Below are 24883 nucleotides of genomic sequence, written 5' to 3' on the forward strand. Positions count from 1 at the left end.
CGTCTTGCTTTTCGTGGATCCAAAGACGTGGATGCCCGGGACAAGCCCGGGCATGACGAAATGGTGGGAAGTGTTACCGCTGCAGCCGCGCCAGCAGGCTCGACGTGTCCCAACGCTTGCCGCCCATCTTCTCGACCTCGGCATAGAACTGGTCGACCAGCGCGGTGGCGGGCAGGGTGGCGCCGTTGCGGCGGGCCTCCGCCAGCGCAATCGAGAGGTCCTTGCGCATCCACTCGACCGCGAAGCCGAAATCGTACTTGCCCTCGTTCATGGTCTTGTAGCGGTTCTCCATCTGCCAGGACTGCGCCGCGCCCTTGGAGATGGTCTCGATCACGGCGGCGACGTCGAGGCCGCTCTTCTTGGCAAAATGGATGCCCTCCGACAGGCCCTGAACCAGACCGGCGATGCAGATCTGGTTGACCATCTTGGTGAGCTGGCCGGCGCCCGCCGGCCCGAGCAATTTGCACATCCGCGCGTAAGCGCCGGTGATGATCGGCTCGGCGCCCGCATAGGCGTCTTCGCTGCCGCCGCACATCACAGTCAGCACGCCGTTCTCGGCGCCGGCCTGGCCGCCCGACACCGGCGCGTCGACGAATTTGAAGCCGGCCTTGGTCGCGGCGGCATCGAGCTCGCGGGCGACCTCGGCGGAGGCGGTGGTGTGATCGACGAAGGTCGCGCCCTTCCTGATCCCGGCGAAGGCGCCGTCGGGGCCGATCGTGACCGCGCGCAGGTCGTTGTCGTTGCCGACGCAGCACATCACGAAATCCTGGCCTTCGGCGGCGGCCTTCGGGGTCGGCGCCGTCTTGCCGCCGAACTTGTCGGCCCATTCCTTCGCCTTCGCCGCGGTCCGGTTGTACACGGTGACCTCATGGCCGCCTTTTTTCACGAGGTGTCCCGCCATCGGGAAACCCATCACGCCGAGACCGAGGAAAGCGACTTTAGCCATATCTGTTACCTTGTGATTTGCCGTGGTGATCGCCCCTTGAGACCGCCGGAAAACGTCGCGGCGGGCAGGGCATTCCGTCCATGGAAGGAGCCGCACCATACCCCCTGTGCAGCGGAGGGCAACGGCCTTGGTGGGATGGCAGAAGGCGGTTTTGTGCTAGGATTGGGCCACCAACGAACTTCACAAAAAAGGGAGTGTATCGCATGGGCATGAGCGTCGGTGTGCTCGATCATTTCAATATCCGGACCCGGAATCTCTCCGCCACGGTGCGGTTCTATGAGGACATCCTGGGCCTGGAAAAGGGCGCGCGGCCGAACTTCGCGTTCCCCGGTGCGTGGATGTACAGCGAGGGCAAGGCGGTCGTGCATCTGGTCGATATTTCGGCGACCGACGAGGCACAAAAGCCTGACTCGGGCGTCGTCCATCACGTCGCCTTTGCCAGCCAGGGCTTCGATGGGATGCGGCAGCGGCTTCAGTCCAAGGGCATGGAATTCGACTCGCGCCAGGTTCCCGGCGGCGATCTCTGGCAGATCTTCGTCAACGACCCCAACGGGGTCATGATCGAGCTGAACTACGAGGCCGCCAAGGAAGGCGGCTCCGCCGCGCCGGCCGAGCGGCGGGACGACGTCGGAGCGAGGTAGCCTTTTGCGCTGCAACGCTCTATGGGTCGGTCTCTTGAACTTTCCAGGAGATGCGCGGTGAGCGTGACGCAGCAACAGGTCCTCGATTGCCTTGCCAAGGTGATGTCGCCACGCGGCATAGCCTTGACCAACGCCAATGTGCTGTCGGCGATCACGGTAACCGACGGCAAGGTGTTCTTCTCGATCAATGTCGACGCCGCGGAGGCCCGCGCCTGGGAGAGCGTGCGTGCGCAGGCCGAGAATGCCGTGCGCGCCATTCCCGGCGTCAGCGTCGCGATGATCGCGCTGACCGCCGAGCGCAAGGCGGGCGCTGCGGCACCGGCGCCGCGGCCGGCCGGCGGCGTCCCGCCGGCGTCCGCCCATCGCCATCCGCATCCGCCCGGCGGGCAATCGCCGATGGCCCGGCAGGCCGAGATCCCCGGCATCTCCGCCGTCATCGCCGTCGCCTCCGGCAAGGGCGGCGTCGGCAAGTCGACCACGGCGCTCAACCTCGCGCTCGGCCTGCGCGACCTCGGCCTGCGCGTCGGGCTGCTCGACGCCGACATCTACGGCCCGTCGGTGCCGCGGCTGACCGGCATCCGCGAGAAGCCGCAGCTCAATGACGACAAGAAGATGGTCCCGCTGCAGCGCTTCGGCCTGTCGATCATGTCGATCGGCTTCCTGGTCGAGGAGGACACCGCGATGATCTGGCGCGGGCCGATGGTGATGTCGGCGATCACCCAGATGCTGCGCGACGTCGCCTGGGGCACGCTCGACGTGCTCGTGGTCGACATGCCGCCCGGCACCGGCGATGCCCAGCTCACGCTGGCGCAGAACGTTCCGCTCAAGGGCGCCGTCATCGTCTCGACCCCGCAGGACCTCTCGCTGATCGACGCCCGGCGCGGGCTTGCGATGTTCAAGAAGGTCAGCGTGCCGGTGCTCGGCATCGTCGAGAACATGAGCTATTTCCAGTGCCCGCATTGCGGCACCCGCTCGGATATCTTCGGCCATGGCGGCGCCCGCCACGAAGCCGAGAAGCTGGGGGTGCCGTTCCTCGGCGAGATTCCCCTGCACATCGCGATCCGCACCGCCTCCGATGCCGGCAACCCGGTGGTCGAGAGCGAACCGGACGGCCCGCACGCGGCGATCTACCGCGCGATCGGCGGCAAGGTCCGTGAGCAGCTGCAAGGCGTCATCGCGGCTGCCTGAGCCTGCGCTGCTGGGCCGATTGGTCGCGAAGCGTCGGGAGCCCGGCGGGCTTTCTTCACAGGCCCGTGGCCTTTGGACGATTGCTGAATCGGTTCCGGCCTGTATGTTTATGCAGGAGTGGCCGAATCGTACCACCCTTCGATCAGCGGAAGGCGGCCACGGGTGAAACCAAACTGCGGGAAGGGGCCGTGAGGCGACCATCGACATGGCAGCATCACGCGAAGCAAACAAACAGCACCGCAAACATCTGACGCGGGAGAAGCGCGCAGAGGCCTCCCGGCTGGCATTCAACATGGCCAAGAAATCCGACTCGATCGGCGAGGCCGCCGAGGTGATCGCCAAGACGTATGGTGTCAGCAAGACAACCGCGCAAAGCTGGATCCGGCGCGGGCGGTATTTGGCTGATCAAGCCAAGAAGGCGCGGGCGACGACGCGGCGCTGATAGCTCCGGTAACCCGACGGTTGAGAGCGGGCCGGACGGTCCGCACGCGGCGATTTACCGCGCGGTCGGCGGCAGCTCCGCGGCCACCTGCCAGGCGTCATCGTCGCTGCCTGAAGGCGCATTTTCCGGCTGATTTCCAGCCTCATCAGACTTTCGTTTAATTGGCGCGGTCATGCCATTGTCGCGTTTCCGTGACGCCGCCTTCCGTGTTAAAGGGCCGACCCAGAGCGCCTCGGCAAGCCTTTCACGCGGCTGCCGGAGAACTGCTTGCGGTCACTGGGAAACGCCCCTGAAGGAGAAGTCTTACGATGAAGCGTCGTGATTTTTTGAAAGTTTCTGCGGCCGGTGCTGCCGCGACGGCGGTTGCCGCGCCGGCGATCGCGCAGTCCTCGCCTGAAATCAAGTGGCGCCTGACCTCGAGCTTCCCGAAGTCGCTGGACACCATCTATGGCGGTGCCGTCGAGCTGTCGAAGTACGTCGCCGAAATGACCGACAACAAGTTCCAGATCCAGGTGTTCGCGGCGGGCGAAGTCGTCCCCGGCCTGCAGGCGCTGGACGCGACCTCCAACGGCACGGTCGAGATGTCGCACACCGTCGCCTACTACTATGTCGGCAAGGACCCGACCTTCGCGATCTACGCGTCGGTGCCGTTCGGTCTCAATGCCCGCATGCAGAACTCCTGGTGGTATCAGGGCGGTGGCCAGGAGCTCGGCAACGAGTTCTTCAAGAAGTTCGGCGTGATCGGTTTCCCGACCGGCAACACCGGCACCCAGATGGGCGGCTGGTTCCGCAAGGAGATCAAGACCGTCGCCGACATGTCGGGCCTGAAGATGCGCATCGGCGGCATTGCCGGCCAGGTGCTGCAGAAGGTCGGCGTGGTGCCGCAGCAGCTCGCCGGCGGCGACATCTATCCGGCGCTCGAAAAGGGCACCATCGACGCGGCCGAGTGGGTCGGTCCCTATGACGACGAGAAACTCGGCTTCCAGAAGGTCGCCAAGTACTACTACTATCCGGGCTTCTGGGAAGGCGGTCCGACCGTGCACTCCTTCGTCAACCTGGAGAAGTGGAACGCGCTGCCGAAGAACTACCAGGCGATCCTGGCCAACGGCGCCGCCAACGCCAACAGCTGGATGGCCGCGCGCTACGACATGCAGAACCCCTCCGCGCTGAAGCGGCTGGTTGCCGGCGGCACGCAGCTGCGTCCGTTCACCAACGAGGTGCTCGAGGCCTGCCTCAAGGCGACCAACGAGCTGTGGGGTGAAATCTCGGCCAAGAATGCCGACTTCAAGAAGTCGATCGAGGCCATGCAGGCGTACCGCTCCGACCAGTATCTGTGGTGGCAGGTCGCCGAATACACCTTCGACAGCTTCATGATCCGCTCGCGCACCCGCGGCTGATTGGCGTCTAGCCTTTTGGACGAGCGTTCGCGCGACGCGAACGCATTGCCCGGCCTCCGCAAGGAGGCCGGGTTTTTTGCGTCTGGCATTCGTGAAGGGGATGCTCCATGCTCGCATCCGAAGCCTCGGCACGAAGGCGGCGTGTGATCGGTCACCGGTCATGACGGCAAAAAGAAAAGCGGCGCGACGATCGAAAGCAGTCGACGCTCGGACAACACAATCGAACAGGGCAGGATTCAAATGAAGCGAAGAGATTTCATCAAGGTCACGGGTCTGGGCGTCGCCGGCGCCGCCACGGTCGCAGCTCCCGCGATCGCGCAGTCGATGCCGGAGCTCAAGTGGCGCTTGACGACGAGCTGGCCGAAGTCGCTCGACACGCTGCACGGCGGCGCCGAGCTGATGGCGAAGGCGGTCGGTGAAGCCACCGACAACAAATTCCAGATCCAGACCTTTGCCGCGGGCGAGATCGTGCCGGGCCTGCAGGTGCTCGACGCCGTGCAGAACGGCACCGTCGAGATGGGGCACACCGCGCCCTATTATTATTTCGGCAAGGACCCGACCTTCACCTTCGGCTCGGCGGTGCCGTTCGGGCCCAACATGCGCCTCAACCAGGCCTGGTTCATGCTGGGCGGCGGCAAGGACCTGCTCAACGAGTTCTACAAGAGCTACAACGTCACCTCGCTGCTCGCCGGCAACACCGGCTGCCAGATGGGTGGCTGGTTCCGCAAGGAGATCAACAGCGTCGACGATCTCAAGGGCCTCAAATTCCGCATCGGCGGCTTTGCCGGCAAGGTGATGCAGAAGCTCGGCGCGGTGCCGCAGCAGCTCGCCGGCGGCGACATCTATCCGGCGCTCGAGAAGGGCACCATCGATGCGGCCGAGTGGGTTGGTCCCTACGACGACGAGAAGCTCGGCTTCTACAAGGTCGCGCCGAACTATTACTTCCCCGGCTGGTGGGAAGGCGGCCCCATGCTGGTGGCGATGATCAATCTCGACAAGTGGAACGCGCTGCCGAAGCATTATCAGTTCGTGCTCGAGCAGGCAGGCCATCTCGCCAACAACTGGATGATGGCGCGCTACGACCAGGCCAATCCGATCGCACTGAAGAAGCTGCTCGCGGTCGGCACCAAGCTGCGTCCGTTCCCGCCTGCGGTGATGGAAGCTTCCTTCAAGGCCGCCAAGGAGCTGCATGCCGAGGTTTCCGCGACCAACGCCAACTTCAAGAAGGTCTATGACTCGCTGACCTCGTTCTCCAACAACGGCTATCAATGGTTCCAGGTCGCCGAGGTCGGCTACGACAATTTCATGGCGCGCCACTCGCAGGCGTGATTGCTGCGAGTTGGACAGGAAATCAGCCTCGGAGCGAAAGCGCCGGGGCTTTTTCCATGCCGCGATCGCGGCCGCGGCGCGACGCGGCTTGCGAAGACGCATGACCGCCGGTCGCTGGCCGTGGCGGCAGCTGCCAGTTCTCGATCTCCGGGCGCGAACGCGCAATCCGTTATGTTATCATGGCTAGCTGACGTCAGCCTTACACGGGCGCAATCAAAGGCGCCTGGCGTAGATTTTGATTGCAGCGGGGAGGCGGTATCTGTTTTCAGGGCAGTAACACGAGCTGGAGCAACATGCGCTTGTGTCGCCATCGAGACGTCACCTTCGCATGCGTCTTGTTTTGACGACAGCAAGCAGAAGATCGATTGAATGAAGTCAGGATTGCTGCGATGCGCCTTCTGATCGTCGAGGACAATGTCGAGCTCTCGCGGCTGCTCGCCAGCGGGCTGATGGCGGCGGGATATGAGTCCGATGTCGTCAACAGCGTTGCCGAGGCGCGCGATGCGCTGCGCAGCGTCAGTTATGCCGCCATGATCCTCGATCTCGGTCTGCCCGACGGCGATGGCTTGTCGGTGTTGTCGGAGCTTCGCCGCAAGACCGACCCGCTGCCGGTCCTGGTACTGACTGCGCGGGGCGGCCTGCAGGATCGGGTCAGTGGCCTGCGCAGCGGCGCGGACGACTATCTGGCGAAGCCGTTCGCGCTGGAAGAGCTGGTGGCGCGGCTCGAAGCCATCCTGCGCCGACCCGGCCAGCTGCTCGGCTCCTCGCTGAAGCTCGCCAATCTGGTCTACGACACCGAGAGCAAGCAGGTGTTCGTCGACGGCGCTCCGCACGTGTTCTCGGCGCGCGAAACATCGGTGCTGGAGATCCTGTTGCGGCGGCAGGGGCGGGTGGTGCCGAAGAAGAATGTCGAGGACCACATCTTCGGCCTCGCCGGCGAGGTCGCCTCGAACGCGGTCGAGGTTTACGTGTCGCGGCTGCGCAAGCTGCTCACCGAGCACCGCGCCAGGGTCATCATCCATACCATTCGGGGCGTCGGTTATCTGATGGCGGAGGAGAAGTAGGCGTGTTCCGCTTCAAGTCGCTGACGTCGCGGATCGTGTTCCTGCACATCGTGGCGGTCGCGGTCGCGGCGATCTTCCTGCCGCTGCTGCTGCTGTGGCTGTTGAATTCGGAGATCAATCAGCTGCATCGCGAAGCGATGCGCGACCAGGCCGCCGATCTCGGCCAGAACCTCTCGGTCGATGCCGCGGGCAAGGTGCAGCTCAGCCTGCCGGACAGCCTGAGGGGGCTCTATTCCGACGCCTATGGCCGCTACCGCTACGACATCTACGATGCCGACGGTCATCTGCTGTTCTCGTCGCATCGCGAGGCGCCGCGACTGCCGGCGTCCGCCAACCGGATTTCCGGTGCCAGCGTCACCAAGCTGCTCGGCGGCCAGACGCTGCGCATCCTGGTCGCCGAGGACCTGTCGCATCGCGACGTCATCATCGACGACATCGTCTCCAACTTCTTCCGGCGGGTTGGCTGGATCACCATCCCGATCCTTCTGATCCTGCTTGCCACCGACATCCTGATCTTCCGCCGCGCGGTGACACCGCTGTTGCGGGCCTCGGAGGAGGCGAGAAGCATCGGACCGGCAAGGACCGATATCCGCCTGCCGACGGAGGGGATTCCAAGCGAGATCCTGCCGCTGGTGACGGCCGTCAACCAGGCGTTCGATCGCCTTGAGGAAGGTTTTCACGTGCAGCGCCAGTTCACGGCCGATGCCGCGCATCAGCTGCGCACGCCGCTTGCGATCCTCAGGACCCGGATCGAGACGCTCGATGCGGCCAAGGGGACCAGGGAGTTGCATGCCGACATCGAGAGCATGAGCCGCATCGTCAGCCAGCTGCTGGAGATCGCCGAGCTCGACACGCTGGTGCTGGATCCCGGCGAGACCGCGGATTTGCGCGCGGTGTGCACCGAGGTGGTCGGCTCGATCGCGCCCTATGCGCTGGCGCAGCAAAAGGACATCGCGTTGCGCGGCACTGACAGTCCGGTGCAGGTCAGGGGCAATGCGGAGATGCTGCAGCGGGCGATCTTCAATCTGGCGGAGAACGCCATCAAGTACACCGCGGAGAGAACCTCGGTCGATGTCGAGGTGCACGACAATGGTTCGGTGCAGGTGCGCGACTGCGGGCCGGGGATTGCGCCCGCCGAGCAGGGGCTGATCTTCCAGCGCTTCTGGCGCAGCGATCGCCAGCGCACCGACGGCGCGGGGCTCGGGCTCTCGATCGTGCGCGGCGTCGTCGACGATCACGATGCGACGGTGAGGGTGGAGAACCTGCCGTCCGGCGGCGCCCAGTTCACGCTGCGCTTCCGCCTCGCCAAGGCGGAGCCGGCGGCGTCCTGAGCCGGCCCGCGAACGTGCCGCGGCCTTGCCGGTCTACTTCACCTTGCCGTCGGACAGATCCATGATCATGCGCGTGGTCAAATAGAGGCGCGGCACGATGCTGTTGATCTGCACGTATTCCGCATCGTTGGAGTGCGCGCCGAAGCCCGACAGGCCCATGCCTTCCACCACGGCGCCCTTGGTCTTGAGGGCGGCAAATGCGGCGTCGGTGCCGCCGCCGGTGGCCCGCTCGGCGACGTTCAGTGACAGGCCGAGTTCCTGATAAATCGTCTTGCCGTGGCCGGCCACGCGGTGCGAGGTGTCGCTGGCTTCGAGCGGCGGGCGGCGCACCTCGAACTTCACGTCCACCCTGGAGTCCGGCAGCAGGCGGTTCTTGATCCTGTCCTGCAGGGCTTTCTCGAGCTCGTCGAAATCCGCCACCTTGAGCGCGCGCGCATCGGCCTGGGCGGTGGCTTCGGCGGGGATCACGTTGCGGTTGGTGCCGGACTTGGACACCGTCCAGTTCAGCTTCAGGCCCTGCTCCGGCTTGGACAGGTCCTTCATCTGCAGCACCTGGTGGGACAGCTCATAGAGCGCATTCACGCCGCCTTCGGGCCTGGCGCCGGCATGCGACGACTTGCCGTGCACCGTGAGGTAGGCCGAGCCGATGCCGCTGGTGGCGAGGCGCAGCGTGCCGTCCGTGCCGCCGCCCTCGAACGAGAACACGGCATCCTGTTCCGCGGCGAGACGGGTGATGGTGCTGCGCCAGCCGGGCGAAGAGATCTCCTCGTCGCCATTGATCAGCACCGTGAGCGTACCGTAATTTTTGAAGTTCAGCTTCTGCAGCAACGCCACGGCGTGGAGGATGGTGGCGACGCCCTGCTTGTCATCGGCAATGCCGAGCCCATAGGCCTTGTCGCCATCGATGCGGAAGGGTTGGTCCTTCAGCATGCCCTTGAGATACACCGTATCCATGTGCGCGATCAGCATGATCTTCGCGCTGCCCGTGCCCTTGAAGACGGCCTGCACGGCGGGACCGATCTTCTCCGGCGTGTCGTCGAGGCGGTAGATATCGGTGGTCTGCAGGATATCGACCGTGCCGCCGAGCTGCTTGAGCTGGCCGGCGACGCGCTCGGCGAGCTGGTTCAGGCCCTCGATGTCCTTGCTGCCGGATTCGATCTGCACGAGGTCGCGCAGGGTGTCGAGCAGCGGCTGCTGTTCCTGTTGCGCCAGCGCGCGAATGTCGGCTGCATGCGCTGCGGGCGCGGCAAGCGCCAGACCAAGCGACAGCATCAGCGGGCGAATGAGCGAGCGGGCGGGATGCAATTGGGGCATGGCGGCGATCTGTGAGTTGGAGGACGATCCGTATCCCCGTCTTCACAGGCCTCGCCGGTGCCGTCAACAGCGGCGTGCCTCGCGCCCGCGAGCGTTTTCGAGCGAAGTGGACGCCGGTTCGCGTGAAGAAAACGCGACAAAACGAGAATCCAGGGCTTCGGTTCTGATTTAATCAGAACCGAAATGCTCTGGGCACGCCGAATGCGCTGATGCCGGGCTACTGTTTCGGCTGTCCGAAGTCGAGCGGCGGCAGGTCGATCTGCGGCACCTCGATCTTGACCTTGTTGAGGTCGACATCGAGCGGCTTGTCGAGCAGTCCGGTGACGACGACCGGGAACGCGATCACCAGCGCCACCATGATCGCCTGCAAGCCGATCCACGGCATTGCGCCCCAGTAGATGTCCGAGCTCTTCACTTCCTTGGGCGCCACGCCGCGCAGATAGAACAGCGCGAAGCCGAATGGCGGATGCAGGAACGAGGTCTGCATGTTGACGCAGAGCATCACGCCGAACCAGATCAGCGCGGCGTCGGGGCCGACCACCGGCGCCAGCACCTTCTGCGCGATCGGCGCGACCATCGGCAGGATGATGAAGGCGATCTCGAAGAAGTCGAGGAAGAACGCCAGGAAGAAGATGAACAGGTTGATGAAGATCAGGAAGCCCCAGACGCCGCCGGGCAGCGAGGTCAGATGGTGCTCCAGCCAGGTGCCGCCGGATACGCCGAGGAACACGACCGAGAAGCAGGTCGAGCCGATCAGGATGAAGGTGACCATGCAGGTGATCCGCATGGTGGTCTCGTAGCCCTGCTTGATCAGGTCGCGCAGGTCCGGGATCTTGACGGCCTCGAGGCAGATCCAGACCACCGCGGCGTAGGTGATCGCGAAGGCGAGCTTGAAGAGCAGGTTCTCGCTGTAGAGCATCGCGATGATGGTGCCGATGCCGCCGGCGATCACACCGACCATCAGCACCTTGTTGCCGGTGGCGCTGAAATCCTTGTGGTGGATGGCGGCGAGCACGATGGCGCCGACCGCGCCCATGGCGCCGGCTTCCGTCGGGGTCGCAAGGCCCATCATCATGGTGCCGAGCACGACGAAGATCAGTACCGCCGAGGGGATGATGCCGAGCAGGCACTTCTTCCACAGCGCCCACCCGGTCAGCGTGCGCGCCTCGATCGGCACCGCCGGCACATGGCTCGGCTTGAAGATGCCGAGCAGGAAGGTGTAGCCGGCGAACAGCAGGATCTGGAACACCGATGGGCCCCAGGCGCCGAGATACATGTCGCCGACCGACTTGCCGAGCTGGTCGGCGAGCACGATCAGGACGAGAGAGGGAGGGACAAGTTGCGTGATGGTGCCGGAGGCGGCGAGCACGCCCGTGATGTAGCGGATGTTGTAGCCGTAGCGGATCATCACCGGCATCGAGATCAGCGCCATCGCGATCACCTGCGCCGCCACCGTGCCGGTGATGGCGCCGAGGATGAAGCCGACGATGATCACGGAATAGCCGAGGCCGCCGCGGATCGGGCCGAACAGCTGGCCCATCGAATCCAGCATGTCCTCGGCGAGCCCGCATCTCTCCAATATCGCGCCCATGAAGGTGAAGAAAGGGATCGCCAGCAGCAGCTCGTTGGACAGCACGCTGCCGAAGATGCGGCCCGGGATCGCCTGCAGGAAGTTGAGGTCGAAGAAGCCGAGATAGATCGAGAGGAACCCGAACGACAGGCCGACCGCGGCGAGCGTGAACGCCACCGGATAACCGATCAGCATCGCTACGATCAGGCCGCCGAACATCAGTGGCGGCATCATCTCCAGCGTGATCATTGAGTCGGCCTCTCATACTTCGCGTCGATGGTCACGTAGCCCTGCAGCGCGGCGATCCGCTTGATCACCTCTGAGACGCCTTGCAGCGCAAGCATCACGAAGCCGGACGGGATAACGAACTTGATCGGCCAGCGTAAGAGGCCGCCGGCGTTGCCGCTCATCTCGCCGACTGCATAGGCCTGGTAGAAGAACGGCCATGACAGATAGGCGAGCAGGAGGCAGGCCGGGATCAGGAAGAACAGCGTTCCGATCAGGTCGAGCCAGAGCTGGCCGCGTTCGGACAGCATCAGATACATGATCTCGACGCGGACATGCTCGTTGCGCTTGAAGGTGTAGGAGGCGCCGAACATCACGAGGATCGCGAACATGTACCACTGCGCCTCGAGCCAGCCGTTCGACGAGTAGCTGAACGCGTAGCGGATCATGGCGTTGCCGGCGCTGACCAGGCACGAGATCAGCACCAGCAGGTTGCAGATGTAGCCGATCTTCTCGTTGAGTTGGTCGATGGCCTGACTTAATGCCAACAATGGGCGCATCACGATCTCCACGGTCGCGCAATCCGCGCGCCGAATATCTCTTCAAGCATCATCTGGCCGCCGCGCGCATGCGCACGGAGCCACGGCTCACTTTCAGGAGCAGTTGCAAACGTTCGTCCTCCCCCGAAATCCGCTTCAGCCGTTCTTGGCTGCCGGGAATCGTCGACAGGAGCCGACGGAGGGCAGCGGCCTATGCTGGCCAGACTAGCGTGAAAGCTGATTCACCAAATCAGCGCCATGGAACGCCGTCAATCGGAAAATGGACAAATTGACGCCGCGGCAAACTGTTGTCCCGCCTTGGTAATCGGGGGACAGGCCGCGCGTCGGGAGGGAGCTTGAAGACTAGCCGCCGGTCACGCTCATGTGGCGGCTGACGCTCGGACGGTTGTGGCGGCGGTCGATGATGAAATCGTGCCCCTTCGGCTTCAGTCCGATGGCCCGGTCGATGGCCGCCGCCAGCAAATCGTTGTCGGCGGAGGCACGCAGCGGCCGGCGCAGGTCGGAGGCGTCCTCGTGGCCGAGGCAGGTGTGCAGCGTGCCGGTGCAGGTGATCCGCACCCGGTTGCAGGATTCGCAGAAATTATGGGTCATCGGCGTGATGAAGCCGAGCTTGCCGCCGGTCTCGGCGACCCGGACGTAGCGAGCGGGGCCGCCGGTGTCGTCGGGCAGATCGGTCAGCGTGTAGTGTTTCTCGAGCCGCGCGCGCATCAAGGACAGCGGCACGTACTGATCGATCCGGCCTTCGCCGATGTCGCCCATCGGCATCACCTCGATCAAGGTGAGGCCCATGCCCTTGCCGTGCGCCCATTCCATCAGCGCCGGTATCTCGTCCTCGTTCAGGTTCTTCAGCGCGACCGCGTTGATCTTGACCGCGAGTCCCGCCGACCGCGCCGCCTCGATGCCCGACAGCACCTTGTCGATGTCGCCCCAGCGGGTGATGGCCCGGAATTTTACGGGGTCGAGGGTGTCGAGCGAGACGTTGACGCGGCGCACACCGCAATCGGCCAGCTCCTGGGCGAAGCGCGCCAGCTGCGAACCGTTGGTGGTCAGCGTCAATTCGTCGAGTGCGCCCGTGGTCAGATGCCGCGACAGCGAGCGCACCAGGCCCATCACGTTGCGGCGGACCAGCGGCTCGCCGCCGGTGAGGCGGATCTTGCGCACGCCCTTGGCGACGAACGCCGAGCAGAGCCGGTCGAGCTCTTCCAGTGTTAGCAGATCGGCCTTCGGCAGGAAGGTCATGTCTTCCGACATGCAGTAGAAGCAGCGCAGGTCGCAGCGGTCGGTGACGGAGACGCGCAAATAACGGATGGTCCGGCCAAACGGATCGGTCATCGGACGAAACAGCGTGTCGGAATGTGCTTGCGTGGATCCGTTCATTCAGTTCGGGCCTTGCAATCTGTTTCCTGCCTGCCGCGCCGTGATCGGCTCCGGCATCCGCAATCTATGCATGTTGGCGCGTTGTCACAATGCGTCCCAAGGGATGATCGTATGGATGATCCGCAGCATGCAAAGCGATAGGCGAGGCAGATCGCGCGATGTAGGATCGCAATCGCGGATGTGTCTCGACCAAATACAAAAACCGGCTTTGGGCCGGGCTCTTGTGCAGTGCAAATGCGGTTCGGCCGCCCGCGCTAGCGCGACGGCGCGGCGGCCGGCGCCGGCGCAGCCGCGCTCGGGGCGGGGAACGCGGAGTCCGGAGCGGCGGCAGGCGCCGCAGCGGCAGCCGGTTTCGGCTTCTTCTTCCGTATCGGCTTCTTCGCCGCGCGCGGCGGCGGTCCGGCCGGCTGCAGCTCGGCGAACACCGGACTGGGATCCAGCGTCGTGGTGGCCGGCGTGGTGAAGTCGCCGGGAACGCGGGTCACGGTGACCGGAACGGTCGCCGGCTGGAACTTCGGCATGTTGAAGGTGACGGAGAAGTTGGTCTCCGGCGCCGGGATCGACACGGTGCAGGGCGTCTTGCAGCCCGGTCCGAGCGAGGTCACGGCGTCGGCGCCCGGCGGGTTTGAATCCAGCTGAACCGGCATCGGTGGCGGCGCCGACTTGAACGAATCCAATGAGAAGGAGGAGCAGCCGGCCAGGCTCAGCCCGGCGGCCGCAATCACGATGATACGACGCATGATCCACACTCTACTGCGGCAATCAGCCACAATCCCCGGAGCGGACCATAGGTGCGTCGGAACAGAGGCGCAACAGCGGGGGGCCTGCTCGTTAAAGGATGGTTAATGGTGGAATCGCATGGCTAAATATTGCCAAGCGATATCAGTGTGTTGCGGAAAGTTTATGCCGCGCTCAGGCTGGCGACGGCGTCCGGCAGATCGCGCATATGGCTGATCAGCCGGTCCGGCTTCAGCTCGGTCATCGGAACGTCGGTATAGCCAAAATCGACGCCGATCACCGGGACCTGGGCGCGCCTTGCGACCCCGACATCGGGGCCAGCATCGCCGACCATGATGGCGCCGGGCAGCCGGCCGCCGGCGCGGGCCACCGTCTCGCGCAGGAACGTGGGATCGGGTTTTGCGATGCCGAAGGTATCGGCGCCGCAGATCGCGGCGAAGCGCTTGGTTAGGCCGAGCCGGTCGAGCAGCAGCTTCGACAGCCATTCCAGCTTGTTGGTGCACACCGCAAAGCGATGGCCCTTTGCTTCGAGCCGGTCGAGCGCGGCCTCGAGCCCGTCGAACGGTCGCGAGCCGTCGGCGATATGCTCGGCATAATAGTCGACGAAATCCGCGGTCAAGCGGTCGAGGTCACCGACGCTGACCGCGCGTCCTTCCACCTCGAGCCCGCGTTCGAGCAGCTTGCGCGCGCCGGCGCCGATCATGTTGCGCGCGGCCGCCAGCGGCACCGGCCGCAGGCCCTCGCGGTCGAGCACATGGTTCAGCGCGCCGATCAGATCAGGCGCGGTGTCGACCAGCGTGCCGTCGAGATCGAATACGACGATGGGGGGAGAGGCGGCGGACATGATGCTTTTGGCTATCGGGCCGGGCGCTGCGATGCAAGAGTAGATGTGGGCACGTCATGAGATAGGGGAGGCTGAGATGCGGGAACTTGCCGGAAAAGCCGCTTTCGTCACCGGCGCGGCCAGCGGAATCGGACTGGCGATGGCAACCGCCTTTGCTCGCGAGGGCATGAAGGTGATGCTCGCCGACATTGAAGCCGGTCCGCTGGACGAGGCCGTCGATGCGCTGCGCGCCGGCGGTGCGGATGCTCATGGCGTGGTCTGCGACGTTGCCGATCGCCTAAGCGTCGATCGCGCGGCGGAGGCGTCGTTCCGCGCCTTCGGCAAGGTCCATGTCGTCTGCAACAATGCCGGCGTCGCGGCCGGCGGCGGCATTGACCCGATCTCGGTCGACGACTGGCGCTGGGTGATCGACGTCAACCTGATGGGCGTCGTGCACGGCATCAGGAGCTTCCTGCCGCACATCCGCGGGCACGGCGAGGGTGGCCATATCGTCAATACGGCTTCGATGGCCGGGATGAATGCCGGGCTTGGCTTGAGCCCGTATTCGGCGACCAAGTTCGCCGTCGTCAGCCTGTCCGAAGGGCTCGCCATGCAGCTCAGGCCGCTCGGGATCGGCGTCAGCGTGCTCTGTCCGAGCTTTGTGCGGACCCGGATCGGCGAGAGCGGGCGCAACCGCCCGGAGCAGTACGGCCCGACCCGTCAGTTCGATCCGGCAAGCCCGATGGCCGCTGTCGTCGCCGAGATCGCGCGACGCCTGGAGGCCGGTCTCGATCCGGCGTCGGTTGCAGGACATGTGCTGGCCGCGATCCGCGACGACCAGTTCTACATTTTCACCCACCCCGGGATGCGGGCCGAGGTCGAACAGCGCTTTTCGGCGATTTTGGCCGCGATGGACGCCGTTTCGGCCTAAAGACTGGTCCGCTTGCCGCTATTCCTGCCTGCAAAACGACGCTAGATATGCGCCCGCCGGGCCACCCGATGGCGGCCCGTAACGGACCAACCGAGGGGCTATCGGCACGTGGACATGGACGCACTGAAACGCCAGGCGGCGGCGCGCGCGCTCGAAGAGGTGCGCGACGGCATGAAGCTCGGGCTCGGCACCGGATCGACCGCGAAGCATTTCGTCGAGCTGCTCGGCGAGAAGGTCCGGTCGGGCATGAAGGTGATCGGCGTGCCGACCTCCGAAGCGACCCGCGCGGATGCGATCCGCTGCGGCATTCCGCTGACCACGCTGGACGAGATCGACCATCTCGACCTCACCATCGACGGCGCCGACGAGATCGACCCGGCGCTCAACCTGATCAAGGGCGGCGGCGGGGCGCTGCTGCGCGAGAAGATCGTCGCGGCCGCCAGTGATCGCATGATCGTGATCGCCGACGACAGCAAATGGGTCGACGTGCTCGGCCGCTTTCCGTTGCCGGTCGAGGTGATCCCGTTCGGGCTCGCCGCGACCCAGGCCGCGATGGCGCGGGCGTTTTCAGAGGCTGGCGTATCCGGCGAAATGCTGGTCCGTCAGGGCAAGGACGGTCACGTTTTTGTCACCGATGGCGGCCACTGGATCGTCGATGCCCATCTCGGCCGGATCGGCGATCCGCCGCGTCTTGCCGGTTTGCTCAGCGTGATTCCGGGCGTGGTCGAACACGGCCTGTTCATCGGGCTTGGCAGCGTCGCCGTGCTGGCCGGCGTGCAGGGAATTCGGGTTGTTGAACGGCCATGAGGCCGCAAGCAAGGAGACTTGGAATGAATCGTTTTTCGGGACTTTTGTCGGCTGCGGCCCTGGCGGCTGGACTGGCGCTCGCACCGGCGATGGCGCAGCAGCCGCAGCTGCCTCCCATGCCCCAGGTCAAGCAGTCGACCCCCGCGGCGATTGGGTACGCCAAGGAAATCCTTCAGATGAAGAACGTGCAGGTGATGTATGCCGGCGCCGTTCCTGGAATCATCGAGAAGACCAAGACCGGTCTGCTCCAGCAATACCTCAACTACCAGAAGGACCTCAACGAGGTCGCGCTCGTCATCGCCAAGAACCTGGGTGGCAGTGAGAAGGAAATCGGCGAAGGCATGGCGCAGCTCTACGCCGCCGAGTTCACCGAGCAGGAGCTGAAGGATCTCGTGATCTTCTACAAGACGCCGCTCGGTCAGAAGCTTCTGACCTCTGAGCCCAAGGCAATCAACGATTCGCTGCAATATATGCAGCAGTGGGCGCAGCAGTTTGGCGTGATCGTCAACGCCCAGTTCAAGGCCGAGATGAAGAAGCGCGGCAAGGATATCTAAACGACGCCTCAGCATGACGGGCGTCAAGTTGAGTGCGCCGCACTAATCTACGTCATTGCGAGCGAAGCGAAGCAATCCATTGTCCCACAAGCGGAGAGATGGATTGCTTCGTCGCTATCGCTCCTCGCAATGACGGCGGTGAAAGACTAGATGCCCTCAAGCTGAGGGAAAGCAGTTGATCAAGCCGAATTCCGGCGATTAGAGCTGAGATTTACCATGGCCGAGTTTGACGTCGACCTGTTTGTCATCGGTGGTGGTTCGGGCGGCGTTCGTGCCGCCCGCATCGCCGCGGGTTACGGTGCGAAGGTCATGGTCGCCGAAGAGTACCGGATGGGCGGCACCTGCGTGATCCGCGGCTGCGTGCCGAAGAAGCTGTTCGTGATCGGCAGCCACGTCCACGACGAGATCGAGGACGCGGCCGGCTTCGGCTGGAGCATCGGGCAGGTCTCGTTCGACTGGGCCACTCTCGTCGCCAACAAGGACAAGGAGATCGCCCGGCTCGAGGGCGCCTACACCACCAACGTCGAGAAGTCGGGCGCACGGATCGCGAAGACCCGCGCGGTGCTTGAGGATGCCCACACCATCAGACTCGCCACCGGCGAGAAGGTGACGGCGAAGTACATCCTGATCGCGACCGGCGGCGCGCCCAATCACGGGCCGATCGTGCCCGGCATCGAGCACGTGATCTCCTCCAACGAGGCGTTTCACCTCAAGGAGCTGCCGAAGCGGATCGTGATCCAGGGCGGCGGCTACATCGCGCTGGAATTCGCCGGCATCTTCGCCGGCTTCGGCTCCGACGTCACGGTAATCTATCGCGGCGACAACATCCTGCGCGGCTTCGACGAGGACGTGCGCAAGCATGTCCGCGCCGAGATGGAGAAGCGCGGCATCACCATCATCACCGGCTGCACGGTGGCGAAGGTCGACAAGCACGGCCGTGACTTCACCACGCACCTGTCGAGCGGCTCGAGCATCGCCTCCGACCAGGTGATGTTCGCGATCGGCCGGCATCCCAATGTCGCCAATCTCGGGCTCGAGACCGCCGGCGTCGCCATCAATCCAGCGAATGGCGGCATCCAGGTCGACGGCTGGTCGAAGACCTCGGTCGACAACATCTACGCGGTCGGCGACGTCACCCACCGCACCAATCTGACGCCGGTTGCGATCCGCGAGGGCCATGCCTTCGCCGACACGGTGTTCGGCAAGCGCCCGGTCGAGGTCGACCACGCCACGATCCCGACCGCGGTGTTCTCGCAGCCGGAGGTCGGCACCGTTGGTCTGACGGAAGAGGAGGCGCGGGCGCAGTTCAGCCACGTCGACATCTACAAGACCGATTTCCGCCCGATCAAGGCGACGATGTCCGGCCGCGACACCCGCGTGCTGATGAAGCTCGTGGTCGACGGCGCGAGCGACCGCGTGCTCGGCTGCCACATCGTCGGCGATGGCGCCGCCGAAATCACCCAGGCCGTCGCGATCGCCGTCAAGATGAAGGCGACCAAGGCCGATTTCGACGCCACCATCGCGCTGCATCCGACCGCTTCCGAAGAGCTGGTGACGATGCGGACGCCCACCGCGCGCCACGTGCGCCAGGCAGCGGAATAGCGGTAGCCCGCAGGGGCCGGCGCTGCCGTCCTGGTGTTCTCCTGGCGATGGGGAACGGGGAATGAGCCCTGCCTGACAGCCCAACGCCGCCCGCTTAAAATACATGCGGACGGCGCTGTCTCTAGCCCCAGGAAGGTTGGCAAAATCCTGATGAGTTTTTGTCTGCGGAAGCGGGGCAAAGGTTTCATACCTCGGAAGGGGTAGCGCGCCTCCGCAAGACCGACGCCGACGGCCGTGCTTCGTGCCCGGGAATTAGGGCAGCCTTGTTGACATGCACATCCGCCCGGGACTTTTCCTCAGGGTCGCTTCGCGCCCTCAAATCGAACGCGGTTTCCGGCGAATGGTCTGCGCAACGGCGCTTGTGCACAGGCGATGCGCCATCGGCGCGCGGCCGTCTCGCGCACCCTGGAACCTTGCGCTATGCTGTCCGTTCCACTCTCAAACAGTTTGATGTCTCAAATTGAGGGAGCCGCGCATGAGAGGCCCAACCGAGCAGGAGATCCGGACCCGCGCCTACGAATTGTGGAAGGACGCCGGCGAGCCGCCGGGCAAGATGGATCAGCTCTGGTATCAGGCCGAAAAGGAACTGCTGGCGCGGCGGGCCACCAACGGCGAAGCGCCTTGCGACATCAACGGGCACAATGGGCCGAGTACATATCCGGAGAGGCTGAGGGGCGTGCATTGAGTGCGTCGCGCGGCTGAGCTAACGAGTCCGGCAGGCTGGCCCGGACCCGGAGGCATCATGAGCGGCGCGATCGATCTTTCGCAGAAACTGTCGACATTCAGCGATCACTGGTCGCCGCGCACCGTCGCGCAATTCAACGCCTGCGACGTCATGGTGGTGAAGGTGCAGGGCGAGTTCGTCTGAGCACGACGACACCGACGACTTCTTCCTCGTCCTGAAAGGCATCCTCGACATCGAGCTGCGCGACCGCACCGTGACGCTAACGCCCGGCCAGATGTACATCGTGCCGAAAGGCGTCGAGCATCGGCCTGTCGCAAGGGAAGAGGTGCATCTGCTGCTGATCGAACCGACCGGGACGCCGAACACGGGTGACGCTGCGACGGCTGCGCCGCGGAAGGTGGTGTGAGGCTGGCAGGGTGGGCGGAGCGAAGCGATACCCATCATCTTGACCGCGAATCCGGGTTGAAGAGCAAAGCTCGCGCGATTCATGTCGCGAGAATGCGAAATTATGATTCACCAGCGGCGCAATATAATGCGGCGTCGTCCCTGCGAAAGCGCAGGGACGACGCCGGAGAGTGCCGCGTCTATCCCTCCGCCTCAATCCACTCCGCGGCACCGCGCCACAGCGCGTCGCGGTGGTCGCTGCGGAAGAAGCCGAGATGGCCGATCGCTTTTGCGCCGGCGTCGGCGGGACGGATCGAGATGATCTCCGGCGTGATCGACGTGAAGGCGGAGCACAGCAATTCGACCGCCGGCCGCGTTGCCCAGGTGTCGTCGGTCATGACAAGCGCGCGGAGCTTGCCCTTGAACTTCGGAAAATTCTCGCGCGCTGTCAGCGTGGCATCATCGAGCAGATAGCGCTCCCGCATCACCCAGTTCCGCCATTGCTCGAACGCGCCCCTCGGCAGGTCCATGCCGAGGCCGGCCCAAGCGGGGAGGTAACCGAGCGTGCGCGCCAGCGGCAGGCCGACGCCGGTCATGAAGGCGACGACGCGGTAGCGCTCGGGCGAGGCCATCAGCTTCCAATAGGCAGCCTGCGATGCGATCAGGAGCGCGCGCGGGATCTCGGCATTGTTGGCAAGCAGCCCGAGCGCCTGGCCGCCGAAGGAGTGGCCGACATAGGCGAAGGGGAGGCTGCGATAGCGCTCGCGCATCCAGCTCACCGCCGCGGTGGCGTCGAGCGCAGCCCAGTCCGCCATCGTGGCCTTGAAGCCGGCCAGTGATTTCGGCTTGTTGAGGCCGGTCGCCGCCATCGGCCGGCTACCGCCGGTGCCGCGGTAGTCGTAGGTCAGTACCGCGGCGCCGCGGCGGGCGAGGTAGCCGGCGAAGCCGCGATAGACCTTGCGGGGCACGGCAGTCGCCGAATTGATCAGCACGGCCTGACGCCGCGTGCCGCGCGGCAGGAACAGCGTCGCGGCGAGCGGATAGCCGTCCGCGGCCGGCACGACGATGTCGTCGCTAAAAACGTCGTCCAGCGCGGCGGAGGCCACGGCGATTTCCCCGGCATTCATGCTATGCTCTACCAAATGCGAATTCGGATTTCCCTGCAAGGGTTTGACCAGATTGCAGGAATCCTTCTAGCGGGAAAGCGGGGCCCTGTGTATAAGCCGGGCTTTCGTCATGCCGTGATTAAGTTGCGGTTTTTGCTCAGGAGTTGACCTCATGTCCGAGCGGTGGACACCCGATAGCTGGCGCGCCAAGAAGGTGCTGCAGGTGCCCGATTATCCCGATGCCAAGGCATTGGCCGATGTCGAGGCCCAGCTGGCGACTTTTCCGCCGCTGGTGTTCGCGGGCGAGGCGCGCAGCCTGAAGAAGGCGCTGGGGCGGGTCGCCGCCGGCGAGGCCTTCCTGCTGCAGGGCGGCGACTGCGCCGAGAGCTTTGCCGAGCACGGCGCCAACAACATCCGCGACTTCTTCCGCGTCCTGTTGCAGATGGCGGTCGTGCTGACCTATGCCGGCGCGCTGCCGGTGGTGAAGGTCGGCCGGATCGCCGGCCAGTTCGCCAAGCCGCGCTCGTCGCCGACCGAGAAGCAGGGCGACGTCGAGCTGCCGAGCTATCGCGGCGACATCGTCAACGACATCGCCTTCACCCCGGAAGCGCGCATTCCCGATCCGCAGCGCCAGCTGATGGCTTATCGGCAATCCGCCGCGACGCTGAACCTGCTGCGCGCGTTCGCCACCGGTGGTTTCGCCAATCTCGGCAGCGTGCATCAGTGGATGCTCGGCTTCCTGAAGGATTCGCCGCAATCACGCCGCTACAAGGAGCTGGCCGACCGTATCTCGGATGCGCTGAACTTCATGCGCGCCTGCGGCCTCGACCTCGAGAGCCATCCCGAGCTGCGCGCCACCGATTTCTACACCAGCCACGAGGCGCTGCTGCTCGGCTACGAGCAGGCGATGACGCGGGTCGATTCCACCACCGGCGACTGGTACGCGACCTCCGGCCACATGATCTGGATCGGCGACCGAACCCGTCAGCTCGATCACGGCCATGTCGAATATTTCCGCGGCATCAAGAACCCGATCGGCCTGAAATGCGGCCCGTCGCTGAAGCCGGACGAACTGTTGAAGCTGATCGACATCCTCAATCCCGACGATGAGCCGGGGCGCCTGACCCTGATCAACCGGTTCGGCGCCGACAAGGTCGGCGACCATCTGCCAGGCCTGATCCGCGCCGTGCAGCGGGAAGGGCGCAAGGTGGTGTGGTCGTGCGATCCGATGCACGGCAACACCATCACCTCGACCTCGGGCTACAAGACGCGGCCGTTCGATCGCGTGCTGTCGGAGGTGAGGTCGTTCTTCCAGATCCACGCTGCCGAAGGCACCCATGCCGGCGGCGTGCACCTGGAGATGACCGGACAGGACGTCACCGAATGCATCGGCGGCGCGCGCGCCATCACCGATGAGGACCTCAACGACCGCTACCACACGGTCTGCGATCCCCGTCTTAATGCCGAACAGTCGATCGACATGGCCTTCCTGATCGCCGAACTCCTGAAGCAGGAGCGCGCCGGCAAGGTCAAGCCGATGCCGGCCGCTGCGGGGTTGTGATTGGGGCTGTGGCTTGGGCAGGCAGTGACTTGGACTTGGGGGCCGTGACTTGCTGAGGTTCTGGCGAGCCACCATCAACTCGCGCAACGGGCTGGCATTCGCCATTCGCTCGGAGCAGGCGATTCGCGAGGAGGTGGTGGCGCTGGCGCTGTCGCTGCCGCTGGCCTGGCTGGTCGGCGCCACCGTGATGCGCCGGGTCGAATTGGTTGCGACCGTGGTGCTGGTGCTCGTCATCGAGCTGCTCAACACCGCGATCGAGAAGCTAGCCGATCGCCTGACCATGGATCACGATCCGCAGATCGGGCGGGTCAAGGACATGGGCTCGGCCGCGGTCGGCGTCGCGCTCGTCATGGCCGGGCTGTTCTGGCTGTTCGCCCTCGCCGAACGCATGGGCGCGTTCTGATTCCCGAGCATGATCCGGAAACGTGGGAACCGGTTTTCCGATCAGATCATGCTCAAAAGAAGCTCCCGCCGGTCATGGCGCGATTTCTGCAATCGCACCATGACTGGAAGATGATTGAAGTTTGCTGTTGTGCAGGACAACTTAAGCGTATGAGCGAACAACAGATCAAGATTACCCTGGCGCAACTCAATCCGACGGTCGGTGACGTCACCGGCAACGCCGCGAGGGCGCGCGCCGCGCGCGAGAAAGCCAAGGCCGACGGCGCCGACCTCGTGGTGCTGTCGGAACTGTTCATCGCCGGCTACCCGCCGGAGGATCTGGTGCTCAAGCCGGCGTTCCAGTCGGCCTGCCGCGCCGCGATCGAGGAACTGGCGCGCGAGACCAGGGATGGTGGCCCAGCGATGCTGATCGGCACGCCGTGGGTCGAGGACGGCAAGCTCTACAATGCCTGCGCGCTGCTCGACGGCGGCCGCATCGCCGCGCTGCGCTTCAAGGCCAATCTGCCGAATTACGGCGTGTTCGACGAGAAGCGGCTGTTCGCGCGCGGCCCGGCGCCGGGCCCGGTGACGGTGCGCGGCGTGCGTATCGGCGTGCCGATCTGCGAGGACATCTGGCTCGAGGAGTCCGAAGAATACGAGAACGTCGTCGAATGTCTCGCCGAGACCGGCGCCGAGATTCTCGTGGTGCCGAACGGCTCGCCCTATGCCCGCGACAAGGCCGACCTCAGGCTGTCGATCGTCGTCGCGCGCGTCACTGAGAGCGGGCTGCCGCTGGTCTATCTCAACGAGGTCGGCGGCCAGGACGAGCTGATCTTCGACGGCGCCTCGTTCGCGCTGAATGCCGATCTTTCCGTCGCGGCGCAGCTTCCGGCGTTCGAGGAGAACATCACGACGCTGACCTGGCGCAAGACCGCCGACGGCTGGCGCTGCAACGGGCCGATCACGGCGCAGCTCGAGGGCGACAAGGCCGATTACGCGGCCTGCGTGCTCGGTCTGCGCGACTATGTCCGCAAGAACGGTTTTCCCGGCGTGCTGCTCGGCGTCTCCGGCGGCATCGACTCGGCGCTGTGCGCGGCGATCGCGGTCGATGCGCTCGGCGCCGACAAGGTGCGCGGCGTGATGCTGCCGTTCCGCTACACCGCGCAGGTGTCGCTCGACGATGCCGCCAAGCTCGCCGCGGCGCTCGGCATCCGCTACGAGATCCTGCCGATCGCCGATGCCGTGAACGGCTTCGAGACGATTCTGGCGCCGGTGTTCAAGGGGCTGGACCGCGACATCACCGAGGAGAATTTGCAGGCGCGCGCCCGCGGCACGCTGTTGATGGCGATCTCCAACAAGACCGGCGCCATGGTGGTGACCACCGGCAACAAGTCGGAGATGTCGGTCGGCTACGCCACGCTGTACGGCGACATGAACGGCGGCTTCAATCCGATCAAGGACATCTACAAGACCGAGGTGTTTCGCCTGTCGAGCCTGCGCAATGGCTGGAAGCCGGACGGCGCGCTCGGGCCGTCAGGCGAGGTGATCCCGGTCAACATCATCATCCGGCCGCCGACCGCCGAGTTGCGCGAGAACCAGACCGACCAGGATTCGCTGCCGCCCTACGACGTGCTGGACGCGATCCTCGAGCGGCTGGTGGAGCGCGAGGAGCCGCTGGCGACCATCATCGAAGCCGGCTTCGACCGCGACGTGGTGGCCCGGGTCGATCGCCTGCTCAACATCGCCGAATACAAGCGGCGGCAGGCGGCGCCGGGGGTGAAGGTGACGCGGAAGAACTTCGGCCGCGACCGCCGCTATCCCATCACCAACCGCTTCCGCGATTTCGGCAAGGCGCTGCCGGCGCCCGACGAGACGCTGGTGGCGCGCACCTCGCGCGCGTCGGCGGAAGCGTTCGAGGGCTGAACTC

General features: G+C 65.0%; 23 protein-coding genes and 1 pseudogene. 16 read left to right on the forward strand and 8 right to left on the reverse strand.

From position 1 onward, the window contains the following. Positions 1–73: 73 nt before the first annotated feature. The gene (locus Q2M23_RS05365; protein WP_076826435.1) at positions 74–946 is read right to left on the reverse strand and encodes an NAD(P)-dependent oxidoreductase; all 873 of its coding nucleotides are present in this window, start codon (positions 944–946) and stop codon (positions 74–76) included. A 203-nt stretch (positions 947–1149) separates the two neighbouring features. Here Q2M23_RS05365 and Q2M23_RS05370 point away from each other — a divergent pair, with 203 nt between their 5' ends. The 7 genes from Q2M23_RS05370 (at position 1150) to Q2M23_RS05400 (ending at position 8338) form a co-directional block, all read left to right on the forward strand. Beyond that, the gene (locus tag Q2M23_RS05370) at positions 1150–1587 is read left to right on the forward strand and encodes a VOC family protein (protein ID WP_016843272.1); all 438 of its coding nucleotides are present in this window, start codon (positions 1150–1152) and stop codon (positions 1585–1587) included. Between the two features lie 57 nt (positions 1588–1644). Beyond that, a complete protein-coding gene (locus tag Q2M23_RS05375) occupies positions 1645–2775 on the forward strand; it encodes an Mrp/NBP35 family ATP-binding protein (protein WP_316394848.1) in 1131 nt (376 codons plus the stop codon). A 205-nt stretch (positions 2776–2980) separates the two neighbouring features. Beyond that, a complete protein-coding gene (locus Q2M23_RS05380) occupies positions 2981–3217 on the forward strand; it encodes a hypothetical protein (RefSeq protein ID WP_076826437.1) in 237 nt (78 codons plus the stop codon). A 308-nt stretch (positions 3218–3525) separates the two neighbouring features. Then, positions 3526–4614, forward strand: coding sequence for a TRAP transporter substrate-binding protein (locus Q2M23_RS05385; RefSeq protein ID WP_092084399.1), 1089 nt, complete (start codon positions 3526–3528; stop codon positions 4612–4614). 240 nt (positions 4615–4854) lie between these two features. Further along, a complete protein-coding gene (locus Q2M23_RS05390; protein WP_028334238.1) occupies positions 4855–5943 on the forward strand; it encodes a TRAP transporter substrate-binding protein in 1089 nt (362 codons plus the stop codon). Between the two features lie 389 nt (positions 5944–6332). Continuing rightward, the gene (locus Q2M23_RS05395; RefSeq protein ID WP_057017251.1) at positions 6333–7007 is read left to right on the forward strand and encodes a response regulator transcription factor; all 675 of its coding nucleotides are present in this window, start codon (positions 6333–6335) and stop codon (positions 7005–7007) included. Between the two features lie 2 nt (positions 7008–7009). Beyond that, entirely contained in the window at positions 7010–8338 is a 1329-nt protein-coding gene (locus tag Q2M23_RS05400) for a sensor histidine kinase (RefSeq protein WP_316394855.1), read from the forward strand. Between the two features lie 33 nt (positions 8339–8371). Here Q2M23_RS05400 and Q2M23_RS05405 read toward each other — a convergent pair whose 3' ends face one another. The 6 genes from Q2M23_RS05405 to Q2M23_RS05430 form a co-directional block, all read right to left on the reverse strand. Then, complete coding sequence (locus Q2M23_RS05405; RefSeq protein WP_316394857.1) at positions 8372–9652, reverse strand: M20/M25/M40 family metallo-hydrolase; 1281 nt, start codon at positions 9650–9652, stop codon at positions 8372–8374. Positions 9653–9869: 217 nt separating this feature from the next. Further along, entirely contained in the window at positions 9870–11471 is a 1602-nt protein-coding gene (locus tag Q2M23_RS05410; RefSeq protein WP_057017254.1) for a TRAP transporter large permease subunit, read from the reverse strand. Next, positions 11468–12007, reverse strand: coding sequence for a TRAP transporter small permease subunit (locus Q2M23_RS05415; protein WP_028334243.1), 540 nt, complete (start codon positions 12005–12007; stop codon positions 11468–11470). The genes Q2M23_RS05410 and Q2M23_RS05415 overlap by 4 nt, the downstream gene beginning before the upstream one ends. Before the next feature lie 342 nt (positions 12008–12349). Further along, positions 12350–13384 (reverse strand): GTP 3',8-cyclase MoaA, encoded by a 1035-nt coding sequence (gene moaA / locus Q2M23_RS05420; RefSeq protein ID WP_168858324.1) that lies wholly within the window; start codon positions 13382–13384, stop codon positions 12350–12352. Positions 13385–13638: 254 nt separating this feature from the next. Then, positions 13639–14124, reverse strand: coding sequence for a PEGA domain-containing protein (locus tag Q2M23_RS05425; protein ID WP_076826447.1), 486 nt, complete (start codon positions 14122–14124; stop codon positions 13639–13641). 161 nt (positions 14125–14285) lie between these two features. After that, a complete protein-coding gene (locus Q2M23_RS05430; protein WP_092084387.1) occupies positions 14286–14966 on the reverse strand; it encodes an HAD hydrolase-like protein in 681 nt (226 codons plus the stop codon). Positions 14967–15042: 76 nt separating this feature from the next. Here Q2M23_RS05430 and Q2M23_RS05435 point away from each other — a divergent pair, with 76 nt between their 5' ends. From Q2M23_RS05435 to Q2M23_RS05460, 6 genes and pseudogenes are all read left to right on the forward strand, one after another. Beyond that, positions 15043–15876 carry an SDR family NAD(P)-dependent oxidoreductase gene (locus Q2M23_RS05435; protein ID WP_253623952.1) on the forward strand — a complete coding sequence of 278 codons (834 nt, stop codon included), beginning with the start codon at positions 15043–15045 and terminating at the stop codon, positions 15874–15876. Between the two features lie 108 nt (positions 15877–15984). Beyond that, complete coding sequence (gene rpiA, locus Q2M23_RS05440) at positions 15985–16683, forward strand: ribose-5-phosphate isomerase RpiA (protein WP_141340543.1); 699 nt, start codon at positions 15985–15987, stop codon at positions 16681–16683. Positions 16684–16706: 23 nt separating this feature from the next. Continuing rightward, a complete protein-coding gene (locus tag Q2M23_RS05445; RefSeq protein WP_057017260.1) occupies positions 16707–17237 on the forward strand; it encodes a DUF2059 domain-containing protein in 531 nt (176 codons plus the stop codon). Between the two features lie 216 nt (positions 17238–17453). Further along, the gene (gene gor, locus Q2M23_RS05450; RefSeq protein ID WP_057017261.1) at positions 17454–18839 is read left to right on the forward strand and encodes a glutathione-disulfide reductase; all 1386 of its coding nucleotides are present in this window, start codon (positions 17454–17456) and stop codon (positions 18837–18839) included. 475 nt (positions 18840–19314) lie between these two features. Continuing rightward, positions 19315–19524: a DUF2934 domain-containing protein gene (locus tag Q2M23_RS05455; protein WP_057017262.1), complete on the forward strand. Its 210-nt coding sequence runs from the start codon at positions 19315–19317 to the stop codon at positions 19522–19524. Between the two features lie 57 nt (positions 19525–19581). Next, a pseudogene (locus Q2M23_RS05460) lies at positions 19582–19930 on the forward strand (cupin domain-containing protein). Positions 19931–20108: 178 nt separating this feature from the next. On the opposite strand, the gene Q2M23_RS05465 reads toward Q2M23_RS05460, so the two are convergent. Further along, positions 20109–21035, reverse strand: coding sequence for an alpha/beta fold hydrolase (locus Q2M23_RS05465; RefSeq protein WP_253623951.1), 927 nt, complete (start codon positions 21033–21035; stop codon positions 20109–20111). Positions 21036–21186: 151 nt separating this feature from the next. On the opposite strand from Q2M23_RS05465, the gene Q2M23_RS05470 reads away from it, so the two are divergent. From Q2M23_RS05470 to Q2M23_RS05480, 3 genes are all read left to right on the forward strand, one after another. Continuing rightward, positions 21187–22575, forward strand: coding sequence for a class II 3-deoxy-7-phosphoheptulonate synthase (locus Q2M23_RS05470; RefSeq protein ID WP_028334252.1), 1389 nt, complete (start codon positions 21187–21189; stop codon positions 22573–22575). Positions 22576–22624: 49 nt separating this feature from the next. Further along, positions 22625–22978 carry a diacylglycerol kinase gene (locus Q2M23_RS05475; protein WP_028334253.1) on the forward strand — a complete coding sequence of 118 codons (354 nt, stop codon included), beginning with the start codon at positions 22625–22627 and terminating at the stop codon, positions 22976–22978. 149 nt (positions 22979–23127) lie between these two features. Continuing rightward, a complete protein-coding gene (locus Q2M23_RS05480; RefSeq protein ID WP_057017264.1) occupies positions 23128–24879 on the forward strand; it encodes an NAD+ synthase in 1752 nt (583 codons plus the stop codon). Positions 24880–24883: the final 4 nt, after the last annotated feature.

The sequence above is a fragment of the Bradyrhizobium sp. 33ap4 genome, from assembly GCF_032654765.1.
Lineage (GTDB): Bacteria > Pseudomonadota > Alphaproteobacteria > Rhizobiales > Xanthobacteraceae > Bradyrhizobium > Bradyrhizobium australafricanum.